This is a genomic window from Idiomarina sp. ST20R2A10 (assembly GCF_051842345.1).
Classification (GTDB): Bacteria; Pseudomonadota; Gammaproteobacteria; order Enterobacterales; family Alteromonadaceae; genus Idiomarina; species Idiomarina loihiensis.
In genome coordinates this window covers 111,551-128,942 of the sequence record NZ_JBNIEY010000003.1, presented here as the reverse complement: position 1 = coordinate 128,942, position 17,392 = coordinate 111,551, and the positions used below count along the sequence as shown (strand labels likewise).

At 49.1% G+C, this 17,392-nt stretch carries 14 protein-coding genes; 12 read left to right on the top strand and 2 right to left on the bottom strand.

Annotated elements, in window-relative coordinates; all coding sequences use genetic code 11:
* Positions 1–44: 44 nt before the first annotated feature.
* Genes ACP7H9_RS06350 through ACP7H9_RS06335 form a run of 4 tightly spaced genes read left to right on the top strand, consistent with a single transcriptional unit; the run spans position 45 to position 5,168 of the window.
* Positions 45–770, top strand: coding sequence for a helix-turn-helix domain-containing protein (locus ACP7H9_RS06350; RefSeq protein WP_439222387.1), 726 nt, complete (start codon positions 45–47; stop codon positions 768–770).
* Between the two features lie 19 nt (positions 771–789).
* A complete protein-coding gene (locus ACP7H9_RS06345) occupies positions 790–1,962 on the top strand; it encodes an acyl-CoA dehydrogenase (protein ID WP_439222386.1) in 1,173 nt (390 codons plus the stop codon).
* 9 nt (positions 1,963–1,971) lie between these two features.
* Positions 1,972–4,170 (top strand): thiamine pyrophosphate-dependent enzyme, encoded by a 2,199-nt coding sequence (locus ACP7H9_RS06340; RefSeq protein ID WP_439222385.1) that lies wholly within the window; start codon positions 1,972–1,974, stop codon positions 4,168–4,170.
* A complete protein-coding gene (locus ACP7H9_RS06335) occupies positions 4,167–5,168 on the top strand; it encodes a malonyl CoA-ACP transacylase (RefSeq protein ID WP_439222384.1) in 1,002 nt (333 codons plus the stop codon). The genes ACP7H9_RS06340 and ACP7H9_RS06335 overlap by 4 nt, the downstream gene beginning before the upstream one ends.
* A gap of 13 nt (positions 5,169–5,181) precedes the next feature.
* Here the strand turns inward: ACP7H9_RS06335 and ACP7H9_RS06330 are convergent, their stop codons facing one another.
* A complete protein-coding gene (locus ACP7H9_RS06330; RefSeq protein WP_439222383.1) occupies positions 5,182–7,605 on the bottom strand; it encodes a bacteriohemerythrin in 2,424 nt (807 codons plus the stop codon).
* A 137-nt stretch (positions 7,606–7,742) separates the two neighbouring features.
* Positions 7,743–8,453, bottom strand: a complete 711-nt coding sequence (gene deoD, locus ACP7H9_RS06325; protein WP_439222382.1) for a purine-nucleoside phosphorylase — start codon at positions 8,451–8,453, stop codon at positions 7,743–7,745.
* 97 nt (positions 8,454–8,550) lie between these two features.
* Between deoD and ACP7H9_RS06320 the strand changes: the two genes are divergently transcribed.
* From ACP7H9_RS06320 to ACP7H9_RS06285, 8 genes are all read left to right on the top strand, one after another.
* Entirely contained in the window at positions 8,551–11,079 is a 2,529-nt protein-coding gene (locus tag ACP7H9_RS06320) for an efflux RND transporter permease subunit (protein WP_439222381.1), read from the top strand.
* A complete protein-coding gene (locus ACP7H9_RS06315; RefSeq protein WP_439222380.1) occupies positions 11,076–11,876 on the top strand; it encodes an outer membrane lipoprotein-sorting protein in 801 nt (266 codons plus the stop codon). The genes ACP7H9_RS06320 and ACP7H9_RS06315 overlap by 4 nt, the downstream gene beginning before the upstream one ends.
* A 2-nt stretch (positions 11,877–11,878) precedes the next feature.
* Positions 11,879–13,084, top strand: a complete 1,206-nt coding sequence (locus ACP7H9_RS06310; RefSeq protein ID WP_110012981.1) for a hypothetical protein — start codon at positions 11,879–11,881, stop codon at positions 13,082–13,084.
* Positions 13,085–13,107: 23 nt separating this feature from the next.
* Positions 13,108–13,326 carry a YgaP family membrane protein gene (locus ACP7H9_RS06305; RefSeq protein WP_439222379.1) on the top strand — a complete coding sequence of 73 codons (219 nt, stop codon included), beginning with the start codon at positions 13,108–13,110 and terminating at the stop codon, positions 13,324–13,326.
* A gap of 7 nt (positions 13,327–13,333) precedes the next feature.
* Positions 13,334–13,645: an ArsR/SmtB family transcription factor gene (locus ACP7H9_RS06300; protein ID WP_439222378.1), complete on the top strand. Its 312-nt coding sequence runs from the start codon at positions 13,334–13,336 to the stop codon at positions 13,643–13,645.
* 96 nt (positions 13,646–13,741) lie between these two features.
* Entirely contained in the window at positions 13,742–15,760 is a 2,019-nt protein-coding gene (locus ACP7H9_RS06295; RefSeq protein WP_034819023.1) for a TonB-dependent copper receptor, read from the top strand.
* A 5-nt stretch (positions 15,761–15,765) separates the two neighbouring features.
* Positions 15,766–16,863, top strand: a complete 1,098-nt coding sequence (locus tag ACP7H9_RS06290) for a sensor histidine kinase (protein ID WP_235598905.1) — start codon at positions 15,766–15,768, stop codon at positions 16,861–16,863.
* Positions 16,856–17,377: a response regulator transcription factor gene (locus tag ACP7H9_RS06285; RefSeq protein ID WP_034819025.1), complete on the top strand. Its 522-nt coding sequence runs from the start codon at positions 16,856–16,858 to the stop codon at positions 17,375–17,377. Before ACP7H9_RS06290 ends, ACP7H9_RS06285 begins: the two co-directional genes overlap by 8 nt.
* The last annotated feature ends 15 nt before the right edge of the window (positions 17,378–17,392 follow it).

Below are 17,392 nucleotides of genomic sequence, written 5' to 3'. Positions count from 1 at the left end.
CACTCTCTTTAGAGGTAGATAAATCATTTGGAGGGTTTTGTATAGTGAACCAGATCAATAATTCATTAGATGAGATGACTATGCGTACCCCAATTCATTGCAGCCAATGCAGTATGCAGTCCATTTGCGTACCGGCAGGACTAGTTCCAAGTGATGTTGAAATTCTCGATAAGAGTAGTCGCGAACCACATCTTTATAAAAAGCGCAGTCTTGTATTTAGTGAAGATAGGGCTTTAAAATCAGTGTTTGTCATAAAAAGCGGCTCGGTAAAATGCTATACCATTGACAGTAATGGTAAACAGCAAATTACAAGCTTCCACATGATTGGGGATATTATTGGGCTCGAGACACTTGCTAGCGGTAAAGCAGCAACCTATTGCGAAACATTGGAAACGTCCATGCTCTGCGAAATTAAGTTAGGTAAATTATTTGCTCAGGAGCTGGCCGGCGTAGAAAGTAACTTACTAAAATTAATGAGTCGCCGTTTGGCTGAATGCAGTAAGCATTATTTGAACATCGTTAACACCAGCGCAGAACAGAAAGTTATCGCCTTTTTACTTTCCATCAGCACACATATGCATCAACATGGTCTGTCTCGAAAAGAATATCAATTGCCTATGACACGTACCGACATTGCTAACTATTTAGGTTTAGCCGTTGAGACCGTCAGTCGTATTTTCACATCGTTAAAGGAAGATTCCCTTATCGATACACGGCAATCTATTCTGATCATCAATAATTTAAGCGCATTAGAGCGCCGCGTCGCATAACGCTACTTCAGGAGGTTACATGTCATCCGCTGGTTTTAACTGGTCCGATCCACTCAACTGGCAAAACGCTTTGTCAGATGAAGAAAAAATGATTCAGGAAAGCGCTCACCAGTACGCACAAGAAAAATTGATGCCACGAGTGCTGGAAGCCAACCGTAACGAAAATTTTGAGCGCGCCATAATGAGCGAGCTGGGTGAGATGGGCTTGCTGGGCTCGACGTTACCGGAAGAATACGGCGGCAGCGGTGTAAACCACGTTAGCTACGGCCTTATTGCCCGCGAAATCGAGCGCGTTGACAGCGGCTACCGCAGTGCCATGAGTGTGCAATCTTCGTTAGTCATGCACCCTATTTATACCTTTGGTACTGAAGCACAGCGTAAAAAGTATTTGCCGAAGCTAGCCAGCGGCGAATGGGTTGGCTGCTTTGGTTTGACCGAGCCTGACTCGGGCTCTGATCCTGCCAGCATGCGCACGGTCGCTAAGCGCACCGACAACGGTTATGTGTTATCCGGCACGAAAATGTGGATAACCAACTCTCCTATCGCAGACGTATTTGTGGTGTGGGCAAAACTCGACGGAGACATTCGCGGTTTTGTTTTAGAAAAAGGCATGAAAGGCCTGAGCGCACCCAAAATTGACGGGAAATTCTCACTTCGTGCGTCTATTACCGGCGAAATTGTCATGGGTGGCGTTGAAGTATCAGAAGACCATATTTTCCCGGAAGTGAAAGGCTTGAAAGGTCCCTTTAGTTGCTTAAACAAAGCGCGTTATGGCATAGCCTGGGGTTCGCTGGGTGCGGCGGAATTCTGCTGGCACGCTGCACGACAATATACGCTGGAGCGCAGCCAATTTGGTCGCCCGCTGGCGGCAAACCAGTTAATACAGAAAAAACTGGCGGACATGCAAACGGAAATTAGCTTAGGCCTATTGAGCTGTCTGCAAGCTGGTCGAGAGCTCGATAACGGCACGCTGAATCCAACCGCTATTTCTTTAATAAAGCGCAACAGCTGTGGTAAAGCGCTGGATATTGCCCGCCAGTCTCGCGACATGCACGGCGGTAACGGTATTGCCGACGAGTATCATGTTATTCGTCATGTCATGAACTTAGAAGCTGTAAATACCTACGAAGGTACCCACGACATTCACGCATTAATTCTCGGTCGGGCTCAAACCGACATTCCTGCATTTTAAGAGGTTATTATGCGCAGCGAACCCGATGGTTGGCAGCAGGACTTTATTGAACGAGTGGCGCAAGGCGATTTGCCTGCGCCGTTCTCCATCGACACTCACGCTGTCGACAGCGAGTTAAGCGACGAGCAACTGTTCTCGCTGTTTCACAGTCAAGCTACCAGTCGTTTCGCAGACTTAGAGTCACGCCGCTTACAACGTCAGGGAAAAAGTTTTTATACCATTGGCAGTGCCGGCCACGAAGCCAATGCGGCTATTGCTGCTGCAATAAAGCTCACTGACCCTGCATTTTTGCACTATCGAAGCGGCGCTTTCTTCCTACAAAGAGCCAAACAGCTTGAAGGCAGCCACCCGCTTTACGATTTAATGCTGTCGTTTTGCGCCTCCAGCGAAGACCCTATTTCCGGTGGTCGTCATAAAGTGTTAGGCAGCCTCAGCCTGAATATTCCACCGCAGACCTCGACTATCGCCTCGCATTTACCCAAAGCCATGGGTACGGCTTACGCCATTGGCCTTAGTCGACGCACAGCGCACGATGGTACCTGGCCTGACGATGCAATAGTGGTGTGCAACTTTGGTGATGCCTCAGCCAACCATTCGACAGCCGTTGGTGCCATGAACGCCACCGGCTGGGCTAGCTATCAGGGCATGCCCATGCCTATTTTGTACGTGTGCGAGGACAATGGCATTGGCATTTCTACACGGACACCTAACGGCTGGACGCAACAGCAATTACAAAGCTATACCGGTATTCGTTATTACTTTGCTAACGGCGGCGATGCTATAGAAACCTATCGGGTGGCTCAGCAAGCCGCTGAGTTTATTCGCCGAACCGGTAAGCCGGCTGTTCTGCATTTAAAAACTCAGCGTTTCTTTGGTCATGCGGGCGCGGATGCCGAAATTGCCTACCGCACCAAAGACGATATAGAGCGGGCGTTTGAAACCGACGTACTGCTGCAAACCGCGTCGCAAGTTATTGCTCGAGGTATTTGTTCAGCGACCGAACTCAGTAAGCGCTTAAGCCGCTGGCAACAACAAATAACCCGTGTTGCGGTCGATGCGTCCTCGCGACCAAAACTCACCTGTGCGGACCATGTTATGGCTTCCATACACCCCTCATCGGGCTGCCATACGCCATTGCCCGGCGCGCCAAAGCCCACTAAGAGTGTACTGGCGTTCGACAAGCGTAATTGGGGTAAGCCACAGCCACTGGGCAAGATGATCAACTGGGCATTACATGAAGCCATGTCGCGGTGTAAAAACGCCCTGACCTTTGGTGAAGACGTCGGCAAGAAAGGCGGCGTGTACCACGTGACCAATCAACTCTTTAATCAATTTGGTCCGAACCGGGTTATCAATACACTGCTCGACGAGCAAAGCATACTGGGGCTGGCTATTGGTCTTGCGCAACAAGGCTTTTTGCCGATACCGGAAATTCAATTTTTAGCCTACGTACATAATGCTGAAGACCAAATTCGGGGCGAAGCCGCCACCTTACCGTTTTTCTCAAACGGCCAGTATCATAACGGCATGGTCATTCGTATTGCCGGCCTGGCCTATCAAAAAGGCTTTGGCGGGCACTTCCACAACGACAACTCCTTCGCGGTTTTTAGAGACATACCCGGGGTTGTTGTGATGTGCCCCTCTAACGGGTACGACGCCGTATTAATGATGCGTCAGGCCATAGAACTCGCTCATGTGCAAAAACGCGTGGTCATATTTTTAGAGCCCATAGCGCTTTATATGACTCGGGACTTACTCGAAGAAGGCGACAACGGCTGGCTCAATGAATTTCCGCCTGAAAGCACAGAACTTCCGGCATTCGGCGAGCCCGGCAGTTACGGCTCCGGCGGCGAGCTGACCATTATTACCTATGGCAATGGCTATTACCTGTCGCGCCAGGCGTGTGCGGAGCTGTCATTAGAGCAGCGTATTCGTATTCTCGATTTGCGTTATTTAGTGCCACTTAATATCGATAAGGTCATTGCGGCTTTAGGCGATAGCAAACAACTACTGGTTGTCGACGAGTGCCGCCAACGCGGCTCTTTGAGCGAGGAGCTGGTCACCGCGTTACATGAGAACCTGGATGGGCTGCACATTGCCCGTATTACCGCGAAAGACTGCTTTATTCCGCTGGGTGGCGCCGCCAATACGGTTTTACCGCAAAAAGCGGACATTATCGAATATTTGAAGGAACAACTGTCGCTATGAAACAAACCGCTGTTGTCGTTTGCCCCGGACGTGGCGGCTATAACAAGCCAGAGCTAGGCTCTATTGGACGCCGACACTTACCGCAACAAGCCAGGCTAATAGACACCTTTGATCGTGTACGTCAGCAACTTGGTTACCCCACAGTCAGCGAGCTCGACAGCGAGCCTACCTTCAAGCACAAAGTCCACTACGCCCCGGAAAACTCCGCTGCGCTCATTTATGGCGCCGGCTATGCCGACTTTCAGGCTATTGATACCAACCAATACGACATTGTCGCCATTACCGGCAACTCGATGGGTTGGTACACAGCGCTAACGTGCGCTGGTGTTTGGCAGCCTGACTCGGCTATGGAAATTGTCACAGATATGGCTCAGCGTACCGCAAAGGCCGACGGTGCGCAGTTAATTTACCCGGTAATGAATGAGCAGTGGCAACCCGACGCTGACAAACAGAGCGCCATTGACGCACTCATTCATGAGCATCCGGGCGAGCTGTTTTTATCCATTCGTTATGGTGGTTACGCCTTATTGGCAGGCACAACAGAGGCGATTCAAGCGGCCAGCAAATCGTTAAAACCGATTGATGATCGCTTCCCAATGATTTTGCCGGGTCATGCGGCATTTCACTCACCCTTGATGTCTGACGCATCAGAGGGCGCTCTGAAGCATTGGTCGGTGGACACATTCTCTCAGCCCAAAACACCGTTAGTAGATGGGCGTGGCGTTATTTGGGAGCCCAGCGCAGTTAATAAAGAGACTTTGAAGCACTATACCTTTGGGCATCAGGTCACTGAATGTTATGACTACAGCCGAGCTATTCGTGTGGCATTACGCGAGTTTGCCCCGGACAAGCTGTTGCTCTTAGGGCCAGGAAACAGCCTGGGCGGTGCCACCGGTCAGGCCCTGGTTGCTATGGACTGGCGTGGTATTAACAGCAAAGATGCCTTTAGCGCTGTGCAGGAAGGCAGCAACGCCCCAGTAATTAGCCTGGGGCTGTAAGTTCCTATAAAAGTTAGTGAATACCTTTGCCGTTTAAGTGGCTTTTGTACGCCATATCGCTTTTCATAATATGGTTCATTAGCCACGCTTTCACAAAATCCAACAGCTCATCAATCACGTCTTCATGGTTATCGACGCGGTGTTTAAAGCGCATAACATCTTGCACCAACTCTTTGTGCTTCACCTTGTGGTTTTCTAAGTCCGGGTAGCCGTTTCGCTCCATGAGCAGCTCTTCGTAATTAAAGTGCGTGGCCGTGTAGTTTATTAACGAGTCCACCAAGCGTTGCAGGGCGTGCTGGTCGCCGTCACGCAACTTCAGTCGATACAGCTCGTTAGCAATATAAATTAGGCGCTGATGCTGACGGTTAATCTCTTCAATGCCTACGTCCAGCTTTGACGACCATTCGATGAGCACATCCTGCTCTTGCAGGCGTTTTTCAATAACTGCATTTTCAATGTAGTAGCGGTCACCCAGCGACTTAATTTCGCCTCCAAGGGTAGTAAGCTGCGCAGAGCTTTCCAAGGCTTCCTGAGAGCGCTCATCAATAACTTTCGCGCTTTCTGACAGCGAATTCACGTTTTCCTGAATGTTCATGGTGACGGCTGACTGCTCTTCTGCCGCAGAAGCAATTTGCGTATTCAGGTCGTTAATTACACCCACGTTTTCGACAATATCAGTCAGTGACATAGACGCTTTGTTGGCGTGTTCAACGTTCTCACCTGCCAGCGCTTTGTTCCGCTCCATGGTATGAACGGCGTTGTCCGTATTTGTTTCCAAACGCCCAATAACGCTCTGGATTTCACCGGTCGACGCCTGTACACGTTGCGCCAGCTGACGAACCTCATCGGCAACCACCGCAAAGCCCCTGCCCGACTCGCCAGCACGTGCCGCCTCAATAGCCGCGTTCAGTGCTAACAAATTGGTCTGATCGGCAATATCATTAATAGTCAGAAGAATTTTCGAAATGGCCTGGCTGTCTTCCGATAAGGTCTTTATAACCTGCTGAGACTCGGACACTTCCTGCTCAAGTCGCTGAATAGCCTCAACCATAGTATTGACTACCTGCTGACCGTTCTGCGCCGAGGTCATGGTATTATCGGCCTCGGTAGCGGCTCGTTGTGTCGACTCAGACACTTCGCTAATGGCCGCAGTCATTTGCTCCACCGCTGCCGCCGCGCTTTGCATTTGCGCCGCCTGTTCTTTCGCTCGCTCCGCCAGGGCTTTTATCGCCTGATAGTTGCCGTCACCCAGACGATCCATACCGTCGCTGGACTTACGAATAGCATCGACCGAGTAGCTGGTTTCTATGGCAACAGAATTCAGGTAGTCGGTAATTTTAGACAGCTCATCCTTACCCTCGGCAGCGCCCAGGCTGTTCAAGTCACCGTTGGCCAATTGTTTGGCCATGTTGATATTAGCCGCTATGGCCCGGTAAATACCTAAATACAAGCTAGTGAACAGCAACAGTTGCAGCAACAACACCATCGCCAGCAGAATAATGTTTTTCCAGATAACGCTGTCCAGTTTCGCCAGACGTGCGTCAAGGCGTTGCTGATACACCGGAATAACAGCGTCGTAAAAACCCAGCAAGGTGCCTATAGCGGCCGACCCTTCACGAAAAAAGTCGTCAGCCGGCATGGTGCGGTTTGCTAGGTGCTCGGCGGCAGAGTCACTGAACATTGATAACTGCTGCTCAGCCGCCTTAGCATGACTCATTAGGGTTTCGTTGTTGCTGTTGTCGGTGAGCGCCTCAACAGCCTGCACAAATTGTTCAACTTCACTTTCAAGTACGTAACTTAGGGTCATCACTTGCTGCTGAGAGGACGAGTTTGCGCTGTTAAGCCATTGGGCACCTAAACCACGTAGCTGACCGCTTAGCTCCACCAGCTGCGGCAATGACTCTGTGCTTAAGCGCGCCAGTTGCAGGCTGACCAAGTCATCTTCCAGTAACAGTTTTGCATCGGTACTAAGTTGTTTTAACGCTTGATGCAGCTGTGCAATAAGCTGCGAATGTGAGTCAAACTTGCCGGTAGATCCTTTCAACTGCTGCCAACTGCGTTTAAACGCACTGACACGGTTTTCAGAAAGCTTGCCATTAAGGCGGGCTAAGTCCGCTAACGCCGTTAAGTGTTGGTCAACTCGCTGCACCGAACGCTGAATGTCCGTTGAAAATGAGCGGCGCTGCTCCGCAGTTCCGGTCATCCCCCGATGCTTCGCAATATGCTCAAATAAGCCTTTAAACCCAGACCAGTATGTTGCTACCTGCTGTTTCTGCTCCAGCGCGCCGCTCTTGTTGAGGGAGTCGCTAACAGTCAGTGTGCTTAACACAATAACCGGTAGAAATAGCAAGAAACCGATAAGGCTGAACTTTCGGCGAAAGCTCAGTACATTAAACAACTTTTGAATCGGTCGCGTTAGCCTATCCAACCACTTCATAACCACTCCACTTCATGTGAATACATTGAGCGACAAACTCGCTATTGTGCCTAATCATCGGCATTAGTCACATGAAATATAGGGTTATAACTTAATAGCTAACGGTTAGTTGATCTCGGTCAATAAAGTGCGTCGGTTTAATAAATAACCGTACTTTTTAAGACCATTTCAGTCATGTCGTTAAAAGCGGTTTGACGCTCCAGCGCCGACAGACCTCGCCCAGTTTGCAGCTCGTCGGACACTGTCATTACTGCCAGCGCCTGACGCTTATGAACCGCAGCAGCGGCATATAAGGCAGCGGCTTCCATATCTAAAGCCAATATCCCCATAGCTTCGGCTTTTTGATTGAACTTTTTGTCAGGATGATAAAAACTGTCGGTAGAAAACACATTACCCACGGCAATCCGCTGATGGTTTGCTTCGCACTGGTTAACAAAGCGGCTCAGTAAGTTGTAGTCGGCAATAGGCGCAAAATCATAGTCACCAAACATATGACGGTTTATTGCAGAGTCGGTGCAGGCTCCCTGAGCTACAACAATGTCGCCGAGCGTTAAATGCGGTGCGACAGAGCCGCAGCTACCCACCCTAACCAGTTGCTGAACACCATAGTACTGAAACAATTCCTGTGCGTACAACATGCACGACGGCATGCCCATACCCGATCCCATTACCGATACCGGAACATCTCGGTAGCAGCCGGTGAACGCCAGCATGTTACGTGTATCACTAATGAGTACTGCATCACTTAAGTGTGTTTCAGCAATGTGCTTGGCGCGTAACGGATCGCCAGGGAAAAGACAAAGTTCGGCAAAAGCGCCTGGTTGTGCAGCAATATGAGGTGTTGTCATAGAAGTCGCCTTGTTATTTTTTCATCAAGAGAGATGACAAATCAGAAATTATAGACTATATTTCGCATCATTCTAAATTAGTTAATGCGGAATTAATATGATCGATATCATTATGAAATTGGCGACAGGGTACCGCAGAAGCGTTTTTTGGTTATTGACGCTGATCACTATTGCCGTTGCCGCCTTCATCCCGTCTATTACCATCGATACCGATCCTGAGAACATGCTGCCGGACAACAATCCACAGCGTGTTTTTCATAATGAGGTTAAAGAAACCTTCGCTATGCATGACATGATTGTCGTTGGCTTAGTGAATGAGAACAGCGTTTATAACCAACAGACATTAACCGACCTGCATACCGTGTCGAATTACGCGGAATCTCTGGACGGGGTTGTTAGCAACGACCTGATGTCGCTGGCTAACGTCGACAATATTACTCAGGAAGAGCCCGGCACCATTCGTTTTGAATGGATGATGAAGCAACCTCCGGAAAATGACGCCGAAGCTCGCTACATTCAGCAGCAAGTTGAAGACCTGCCACTGCTTTATAACACCATTGTTTCTGGCGATGGCAAAGCAGCCGCTATTTATGTACCCATTGAGAGCAAAGACCAGAGCTATGCTCTGGCGGAGCAACTGCGTGACAAAATCAGTACCCTAGAGAGCGGCGACGACTGGCACATTACAGGCTTGCCGGTGGCTGAAGACCAGTTTGGGTATGAAATGTTTGTGCAAATGGGCATTTCCGCACCATTAGCGGCAGCGGTAATTTTCGCCCTGCTTTGGCTCTTCTTCCGCAATGTGCGCTTCATAAGCGCAGAGATGATAGTGGCGATGTCTACTGTGCTTATTACCATGGGTGCATTAATTGCCCTCGGGTTCACCGTACACATTATGTCGTCGATGATAGCCATTTTCCTAATGCCTATTGCCGTGGTCGACTCGGTACACATTATGTCCGAGTTTTCGGACCGATACCGTGAAAAAGGTAATGCAAAAGACACCATAAAAGACGTGCTGGGGCACTTGTTTACACCCATGCTATTTACCTCAATTACCTCGTCTATTGGCTTTTACTCGCTGATGCTAACGCCAATTCCACCGGTGCAGGTGTTCGGCGCTTTCGTTGGCTCCGGAATTCTTTTGGCCTTCTTAATTACGGTGCTTTTCGTGCCTGCCTATATTTGTGCACTGAAGCCATCAACGCTGGAAAGCTTTACTCAAGTGACTCATGACGGGCATAAACAAGGTTGGCTGCAAAAAATGGGGGCTACCGCGGCTAGCCACGCCAAATTGTGGATAGCCTTTTTCCTGGCCGTTCTGGCTTTTGCCTGGTTCGGTATTCAGCAAATAAACATTAACGACAACCCGGTGCGTTGGTTTAAACCTGACCACGAGGTTCGTATTGCTGACGAAGTATTAAACGACCACTTTGCCGGGACGTACAACGCGTATGTAGTATTTGAAAATACCTTAGATACGACCGAAAAGGCTCGTTCAGCGGTTCGTGACGCCCTGAATAACGATGCATTGTCAGCTGAGTCGCGCGATTCTTTAAGCGCTCTGCTTGAGCAAGAACAAAAACAAGAGCAAGTGAACTTTAACCAGTGGATTATCGCTATTGACGATCTGCTCTTCAGCGTAGGTTCCGACCAATTAGAGCCGTTAGAAGGCTTAATGACAAAGTTGGAACAGCTGAATAGCGCCAGCAAAGCGTTCCAGAGTCCGGAATTACTGGCTTACATGAGCGAAATGCAAGCCTATTTGCAAACCACCGGTTTAGTGGGGAAATCCAACAGCTTGTCCGACGTGGTCAAGACAGTTAACCGCGAATTGCGCTCCGGTGAAGAAAAAGACTACGAGCTGCCGGACAATGCCAGCGGCGTTGCACAAACCTTGTTGCAGTACCAGTCATCGCACCGTCCGCAGGACCTCTGGCACTTTGTTACGCCGGACTACAAACGCAGCTTAATGTGGTTGCAGTTAACCAGCGGTGACAACCAGCACGTAACCCAGGTCGTCAACGCTGTTGATAGCTATATTCAGGACAACCCTCTGCCTGCAAACATTGAAATGGACTGGGCCGGCAAAGCTTATCTGAACGTCGTGTGGCAGGAAGCCATGGTTGAAGGCATGCTCGACAGCTTAATCAGCGCCTTTGTGGTGGTGTTTATTATGATGATATTGCTGTTCCGCTCGGTGGTATTCGGGGTGCTGGCTATGTTGCCGCTGAGCCTGACCATTGCCTTCATTTATGGCCTTATCGGCTGGGTCGGTAAAGACTACGACATGCCTATTGCCGTTCTGTCATCGCTGACGCTTGGGCTATCGGTGGACTTTGCTATTCACTTTATTGAACGTACACGCGCTACCTTCAAACAAACCGGAAACTGGAAAGACACTCTGGTGGTTATGTTTGATGAGCCCGCCCGGGCCATTTCCCGCAATGCCATTGTCATTGCTATTGGCTTTACGCCACTGCTGTTCGCACCTTTAGTGCCTTACATTACGGTTGGCGTCTTCCTTGCCAGCATTATGGCCATATCCGCCATAGTGACACTTATTATGCTCCCGGCGGTTATGACCGTATTTAGCCGCCTTATATTCCGTGGAGGTCAATCATGAAAAACCTATTGTTAACCGCTTTATCCGCCGCCGTTCTATTTGTTAGCGGCCAGGCTATTGGCGCAGAAAAAAGCGCCCGGGACATTATCGAACAGGCTGAATTAAATGCCTATTATTCGGGCGATGATGGGCGCAGTGCAGCGCGGATGATTATTACCGATAATCAGGGTCGCCAACAAATGCGGCAGTTCACCATTTTGCGTAAAGACCAACAAGATGGTGGCGTACAAGACATGATGATATTTTTCTCACGCCCTGCTGACGTGCGCGACACGGTGTTCCGTGTGGTCAAACAAGTCAACGACGACGATGACCGCTGGTTGTATTTACCTGATCTCGATTTGGTGAAACGCATATCTGCCGGCGATAAACGCACCTCTTTTGTGGGTTCACACTTTTTCTATGAAGACGTTTCCGGTCGCGATACCGCTTTAGACAGCTATGAAGTTCTGTCGGAGGACGATGCAAAGTACGTGCTAAAAGGCACACCTAAAGACTCTGACAAGGTTGAGTTTAGCTACTACGAAGTGGTCATTGATAAAGAGCACATGCTGCCAGTAGAAAGCACCTTCTATAACGACAGCGGCGAAGCTTATCGCAAAATGGAAGTACTAGAAATTGAAACGGTTCAAGGCTACCCAACTGTGACTCATTCACGAATATCGGATCTTGAAAATGGCGGTAAAACCGACATGCAATTCCGCTTTATGCAATACGACATTGGCTTACCGGACAGTATTTTCAGTGAGCGCAGCTTACGTAACCCTCCGGCAGAATGGTTACAACTGAGAGACTAATTATGCCATACCGGAAAATTTTAGCGTTTACTGTTCTTTTCACTTTGGCTCAGGCCGCATCGGCACAGGACTCCTGGGGGGATGACGAATGGGAAAGTGACTGGGGAACGGAACAAGACCAGGGTATTGATGTCTATGGTTATGTTGAGGCGGCAATAGGCGGACGATTTGAATCCTCCCCCTATCACAAGCGTCTGTCTATTGCTGAGCCTCGACTACAGTTGGGTTTTGACGAACGCTGGCAAGATATTGCCTGGACAGCAAAAGCCGACGGCTGGTACGACGGCTTTGATGAAACTTGGCACGGTCAAATTCGCGAACTTAATGCTCAGTTTACGGTTTTCGATAACACCGATATAAAAGTTGGCCGTCAGGTACTCACCTGGGGCACCGGCGACTACTTATTCCTTAACGATCTGTTCCCTAAAGACTGGCAATCCTTCTTTGTCGGGCGTGACCAAGAATACTTGAAAGCACCATCTGACGCACTGCGCATCACCAGCTACTTCGACTGGTTCAATGTCGACTTTGTCTGGTCTCCTGAGTTTGACCCCGACAATTACATTCGCGGTGAACGCATTTCTTATTTTAATCCGCTAACCCAGCAGCTGACAGGCGACGATCCGTCCATTCAGTTTGTTGAGCCCACGCGCGATGAGTACGCTTTGCGCTTGTTCCGTAATCACGAAGGTGTGGAATACGCCGTCTATGGTTACGACGGCTTTACCAAAAGCCCGGAGGCAGTGACTGACAACTTCCAACCCACCTTCGGCCGCTTAACCGTGGTTGGCGCCTCCGTTAGGATGCCTCTGGGACCAGGACTGGTGAATACTGAAGTCGCCAATTACAACCGTCATGATGCAGAAGATCATTGGCGCGCACTGGTTGGTTACGAGCAAGAATTATGGACGCGCTTTACCGGCGGCTTTCAGGCTTACGTAGAGAAAGGCGACAACCAAACACGCACCGTATTCACCACCCGTCTAACCTGGCGCGACGAGCGTGATGATCTGAATCTGTCGTTGTTTGCTTTTGTATCACCGAATCAAAGCGACGGCTATTTACGGCCGACTTTTGACTACCGCATTGACGATAACTGGTCATTAAGCGGCGGCTTCAACCTGTTTTTCCGCGAACGTCCAGAGACCTTTTTTGGCCAGTTCACCGAAAACAACAACGCGTATCTGCGTATGCGGTATGCATTTTAATAGAAAAACTAAGGAGTTCGATAATGAGTGTCGAAAGAGCTATAACCGCATTTGCCAGCTTTATGGTATTGTTATCGGTAGCTTTGACCTACTGGGTTCACCCTAACTGGGTATGGCTAACCGTATTTATTGGCGCGAACTTATTTCAACAATCTTTCACGGGTTTTTGTCCTGCAGGCATTTTTATGAGAAAAGTCTTAGGATTAAAAACAGAGCGTGAGTTAGAAAAATCAGGAAAATAAAGACACCATGAGTGCAACTGAATCACAAGAGATGCATCAGGAAGAGGCGCAGAATGCAGCAAACTTTCTGCGCTCTTTAGGTAACCCCCACCGTTTACAAATTTTATGCCGACTGGCTTTAGGGGAACAAAGTGTGGGTCAACTTCATCAGTTTTTTGACTTAAGCCCGTCAGCTTTTTCACAACACCTTGCGGTATTGCGTCAACAGCAATTGGTCAGCATTCGTAAAGAGTCGCAAACCGTGTACTACTCCATAAAAGACCCGGATACCGAAGCTTTTATGACGTTATTGAAAGATAAATTCTGCCCTTCGCTTTAAGTGGTACTACTAAAGGGATGCTACCTTTTGTCGCATCCTAACCACCTAAAAAATAGAGAATAATAGCGACATTACCTTATTAAAGGACAATGTCGTATGAAAGCTATTTATCCTCTGGCAACTTGCTTACTCTTGCCAATTATCAGTTACGCTAACGAAACCACCGATATTCAGGAAAGAATTGTCATTATTGGCGAATCGATGCAGTCGCCCAGTGAATGGGTGGTCGATTCGAAACAACCCAGACAACCGCTGCCTGCTCACGATGCCGGTGATTTTTTAAAAAGCGTTGCGGGATTTAGTGCAACCCGCAAAGGTGGAGCCTCTGCTGACCCATTATTCCGGGGAATGGGAGCTGGCAGACTGACCATAGTTAATGACGGACAAATGCTGCAGGGTGGGTGTAGCAGCCGCATGGATCCGCCAACGGCGTACATAACCCCACAAAGTTATGACAGCGTGACGATTGTTAAGGGCCCACAAACCGTATTGTTCGCCGGTTCAGCGGCATCTATTCATTTTGAGCGCGAAGCAACGTTTTTTGAGATACCGGAGTTTACCGGTTACTTAAATTCCACCACGGCGCAGTACGGCCGCCTGAATGCTACGGCGGATTTAACCTGGGGGGCACAGCCCGGCTACGTGCGGGTAAACGCTTCTACCGCAACCGCCGATGACTACGAAGATGGCTCGGGTAATAGCATTAACAGCCAGTATGAGCGCTGGAGTGGCGATATTGACCTTGCCTGGACACCGTCACGGCAGCATCGTCTGATGCTCAAACTTGGCGTCAGCGATGGCGAGGCAGCCTACGCCGATCGCAGTATGGATGGGGTGCTCTTTGACCGTGAAAGCGTCGCACTGAATTACCAATGGCAACCTGACAACCGTTCGCTCGAAGAACTTTCTGTTAATGCCTATTTCAATACCATTGACCACGTTATGGACAACTATTCGTTGCGCGAGTTTACCCCGTCGATGATGATGCCCAACCCAACGGCAAGTAATCCGGATAGATATTCCCGTGGTTTTAAACTTGCCTCCGAATGGCAGTTAAACCCTTCCGGGCAACTCAAAACTGGGCTTGAACATAATGAGTCAGATCACCGTAACCGTTCCAGCAAAGATCAGTTGAACCAACCATTTGAAAGCCTTAACCGAGTTGATGACGCTTTTATTGAGCAAGATGGCATTTATGCAGAATACCGCCACTCTATAGATCAAGAATGGCAGTTAGTCAGCGGTTATCGGCTTGATCACTGGAAAATGACAGACAAGCGCACCGACATTCAACCTATGTCAGCTCCGGCTCAATCCAACCCCACGGCGAATGAAACACGCAGTGAGAACCTTCATAGCGGGTTTCTTCGTATAGAAAAACAGCTTAAAAATGGTTATTGGTATGCGGGTTGGGGTCAGGCGGAGCGGTTCCCGGACTACTGGGAGGCCATTGGTAACAGCCGCCAGTCACCAACGTCAGAATCGGCTTTTTACACCGGCGCAGAGACCAACCAACAATGGGATATTGGTCTCGATATAAACACCGATAAATGGCGACTGGACGCGTCCATTTTCTACAGTCGGGTCGATGACTTTATTCTTTTGCAAAAAGGCATGATGATGCAGCCGGATACCGTCCGTAATATTAATGCCCGAACCTGGGGCGGGGAAACAACCTTAAGTTACCAACTGACCCAAGCCTGGTCGGTGTCATCAGCACTGGCCATAACCCGCGGAAGTAATAAAACCGATGATAACTATCTGCCGCAGCAACCTGCTGATGAACTGCGTATTGCCACTGATTACCGCCACAACGCACTGACTTACTCTTTGCTCTGGCGCCTGGTGGATAAACAAGAGCGCACAGCAGTGAATCAGGGCAATGTCATTGGCTATGATATCGGTAATAGCCCGGGTTATGGTGTTTTATCGGCAAATATCGACTGGAAAATTGATCCAAAGTGGCAGCTAAGTTTAGGAGTCGATAATATACTGGATAAAACCTATGCAGAGCACTTGAGTCGCTCCGCCGCCAGCATTTCAGGATACCAGCAAATTGACAAAGTTAATGAGCCGGGTCGTACTGTCTGGCTGCAGACCAACTACCACTTTTAAGCCCGATGCTGACATTACTGACCTATAAATTTATTACTCATAGAGCCTGGCCATTGTGCTTAGCCTTATGTCTGGACATAGTACTGGGCAACCTCTGGGTTGCCTTTAATGGTGGTATCAGTAATCCGTTCACTTCGTTATTACTGATATTTATCGTCATCGCGTTTTTATTGTTACCACCAACTTTTGCTTTGATTGTGGTGTTGATAAGCATTCTGGGGCAGGTTGCGCAAATAGGCTTACCTTCACTTTTGCCCGGACAGCAAAGTCACACCGCCCATGCCTTAAGCGACGAGATGCTGAAACACGCCATGGGTATGGTCAGCGGTTTTGTGATTGCAGCGGCTATTATTGCTTTATCAATGTACTACCTAAAGCGGCAATGGTTTCAGTCAGAAAAAGCATTACAGAATGCACGTGAACGCCAGCTGCGCGACGAACAGCTTTTGACCATAGGTGCAGCCGCAGCTCAGTTAACTCATGACGTTGCCACTCCTGTGCAGTCGTTACGGTTACTCAACGAAGAACTTCAGGAATGCGATATTGAGCTGTCACTAAAACGAGAATTCAGTGAACACCTGGACAAAGTTGAAGCCAGCCTTGAACAATGGCGGGACGCTGCTGAGGACGTGCGCACCAGGCGCCAGCACAACTACACTGTCGGGGAAATTATTACTCAGTTACGCCAGCTTCTGCGAATTGCCCGACCCGATGCTCAGGTCAACTGGCAATGTCCCGAGCGCTTGAAAGACGCCATTATTAGCGCCGACCGCACTCTATTTCCGGCTATCGCCAACCTGGTCATTAATGCTATTAGCGCTGGCGAGCGTAGTCATCAGTTGACCGTGTCCGTGCAACTCAACCTGACGTTCGTTGACGCGAATCCTCGGCTCACCATCCACATTCTCGATAATGGTGATGGGTTAAGCCAGTCGCAACAACGAAAAATAGGCAAATCAATGACCTTAAGTGAAAATGGTATGGGTATTGGCGCGGTTATCAGCCACGCCACACTTGAACGGCTTGGTGGTCAGGTCAGCTGGAAATCCACTCCCGAGGGCACGCTCACGTTGGTTCTTTTACCGGTAACAGCCTATGAATAAATTCCGGCTGCTTATTATTGATGACGATGAGGGTTTCTGCGGCATTTTGCAGAGGCGTCTCGAACATCATGGTGTTTTGGTGCAAATGGCACACTCGGGTGATCAGGCACTAGCGCTAGAAGGTCATTTTGACGGTATTCTGCTGGATATGATGCTGGGCGACGACAATGGATTGGCACTTATTCAACCACTCAAAGAACGCTACTCTCCCTGTCACTTAGTGGTACTAACCGGCTACGCGAGTATTGCAACAACCGTAGAGGCGATGAAGCGCGGCGCAACGGACTACCTAACGAAACCCGTGGGTACCAGTGAATTACTACGTCGCTTTACTAATGAGAAACTGGAGTTAGAAGACGCTTCGATAAACCGTTTAACGCCAACTCAAATTGAGTGGGAGCATATTCAAAGAGTGCTTACCGATAATCAGGGGAATGTTTCTAAGACAGCACGAGAACTGGGAATGCATCGGCGTACGTTACAGCGCAAATTGTCGAAACGCTCGCCACATTAAAAATGCGCCGCCCGG

What these genes read in the sequence shown, in the direction of transcription:
- ACP7H9_RS06315 (WP_439222380.1), top strand. Translation starts at nt 11,076, where the DNA reads ATGAAAAACCTATTGTTAACCGCTTTATCCGCCGCCGTTCTATTTGTT.
- ACP7H9_RS06320 (WP_439222381.1), top strand. Translation starts at nt 8,551, where the DNA reads ATGATCGATATCATTATGAAATTGGCGACAGGGTACCGCAGAAGCGTT.
- ACP7H9_RS06305 (WP_439222379.1), top strand. Translation starts at nt 13,108, where the DNA reads ATGAGTGTCGAAAGAGCTATAACCGCATTTGCCAGCTTTATGGTATTG.
- ACP7H9_RS06310 (WP_110012981.1), top strand. Translation starts at nt 11,879, where the DNA reads ATGCCATACCGGAAAATTTTAGCGTTTACTGTTCTTTTCACTTTGGCT.
- ACP7H9_RS06285 (WP_034819025.1), top strand. Translation starts at nt 16,856, where the DNA reads ATGAATAAATTCCGGCTGCTTATTATTGATGACGATGAGGGTTTCTGC.
- ACP7H9_RS06300 (WP_439222378.1), top strand. Translation starts at nt 13,334, where the DNA reads ATGAGTGCAACTGAATCACAAGAGATGCATCAGGAAGAGGCGCAGAAT.
- ACP7H9_RS06330 (WP_439222383.1), bottom strand. Translation starts at nt 7,605, where the DNA reads ATGAAGTGGTTGGATAGGCTAACGCGACCGATTCAAAAGTTGTTTAAT.
- ACP7H9_RS06345 (WP_439222386.1), top strand. Translation starts at nt 790, where the DNA reads ATGTCATCCGCTGGTTTTAACTGGTCCGATCCACTCAACTGGCAAAAC.
- ACP7H9_RS06335 (WP_439222384.1), top strand. Translation starts at nt 4,167, where the DNA reads ATGAAACAAACCGCTGTTGTCGTTTGCCCCGGACGTGGCGGCTATAAC.
- ACP7H9_RS06295 (WP_034819023.1), top strand. Translation starts at nt 13,742, where the DNA reads ATGAAAGCTATTTATCCTCTGGCAACTTGCTTACTCTTGCCAATTATC.
- ACP7H9_RS06340 (WP_439222385.1), top strand. Translation starts at nt 1,972, where the DNA reads ATGCGCAGCGAACCCGATGGTTGGCAGCAGGACTTTATTGAACGAGTG.
- deoD (WP_439222382.1), bottom strand. Translation starts at nt 8,453, where the DNA reads ATGACAACACCTCATATTGCTGCACAACCAGGCGCTTTTGCCGAACTT.
- ACP7H9_RS06290 (WP_235598905.1), top strand. Translation starts at nt 15,766, where the DNA reads ATGCTGACATTACTGACCTATAAATTTATTACTCATAGAGCCTGGCCA.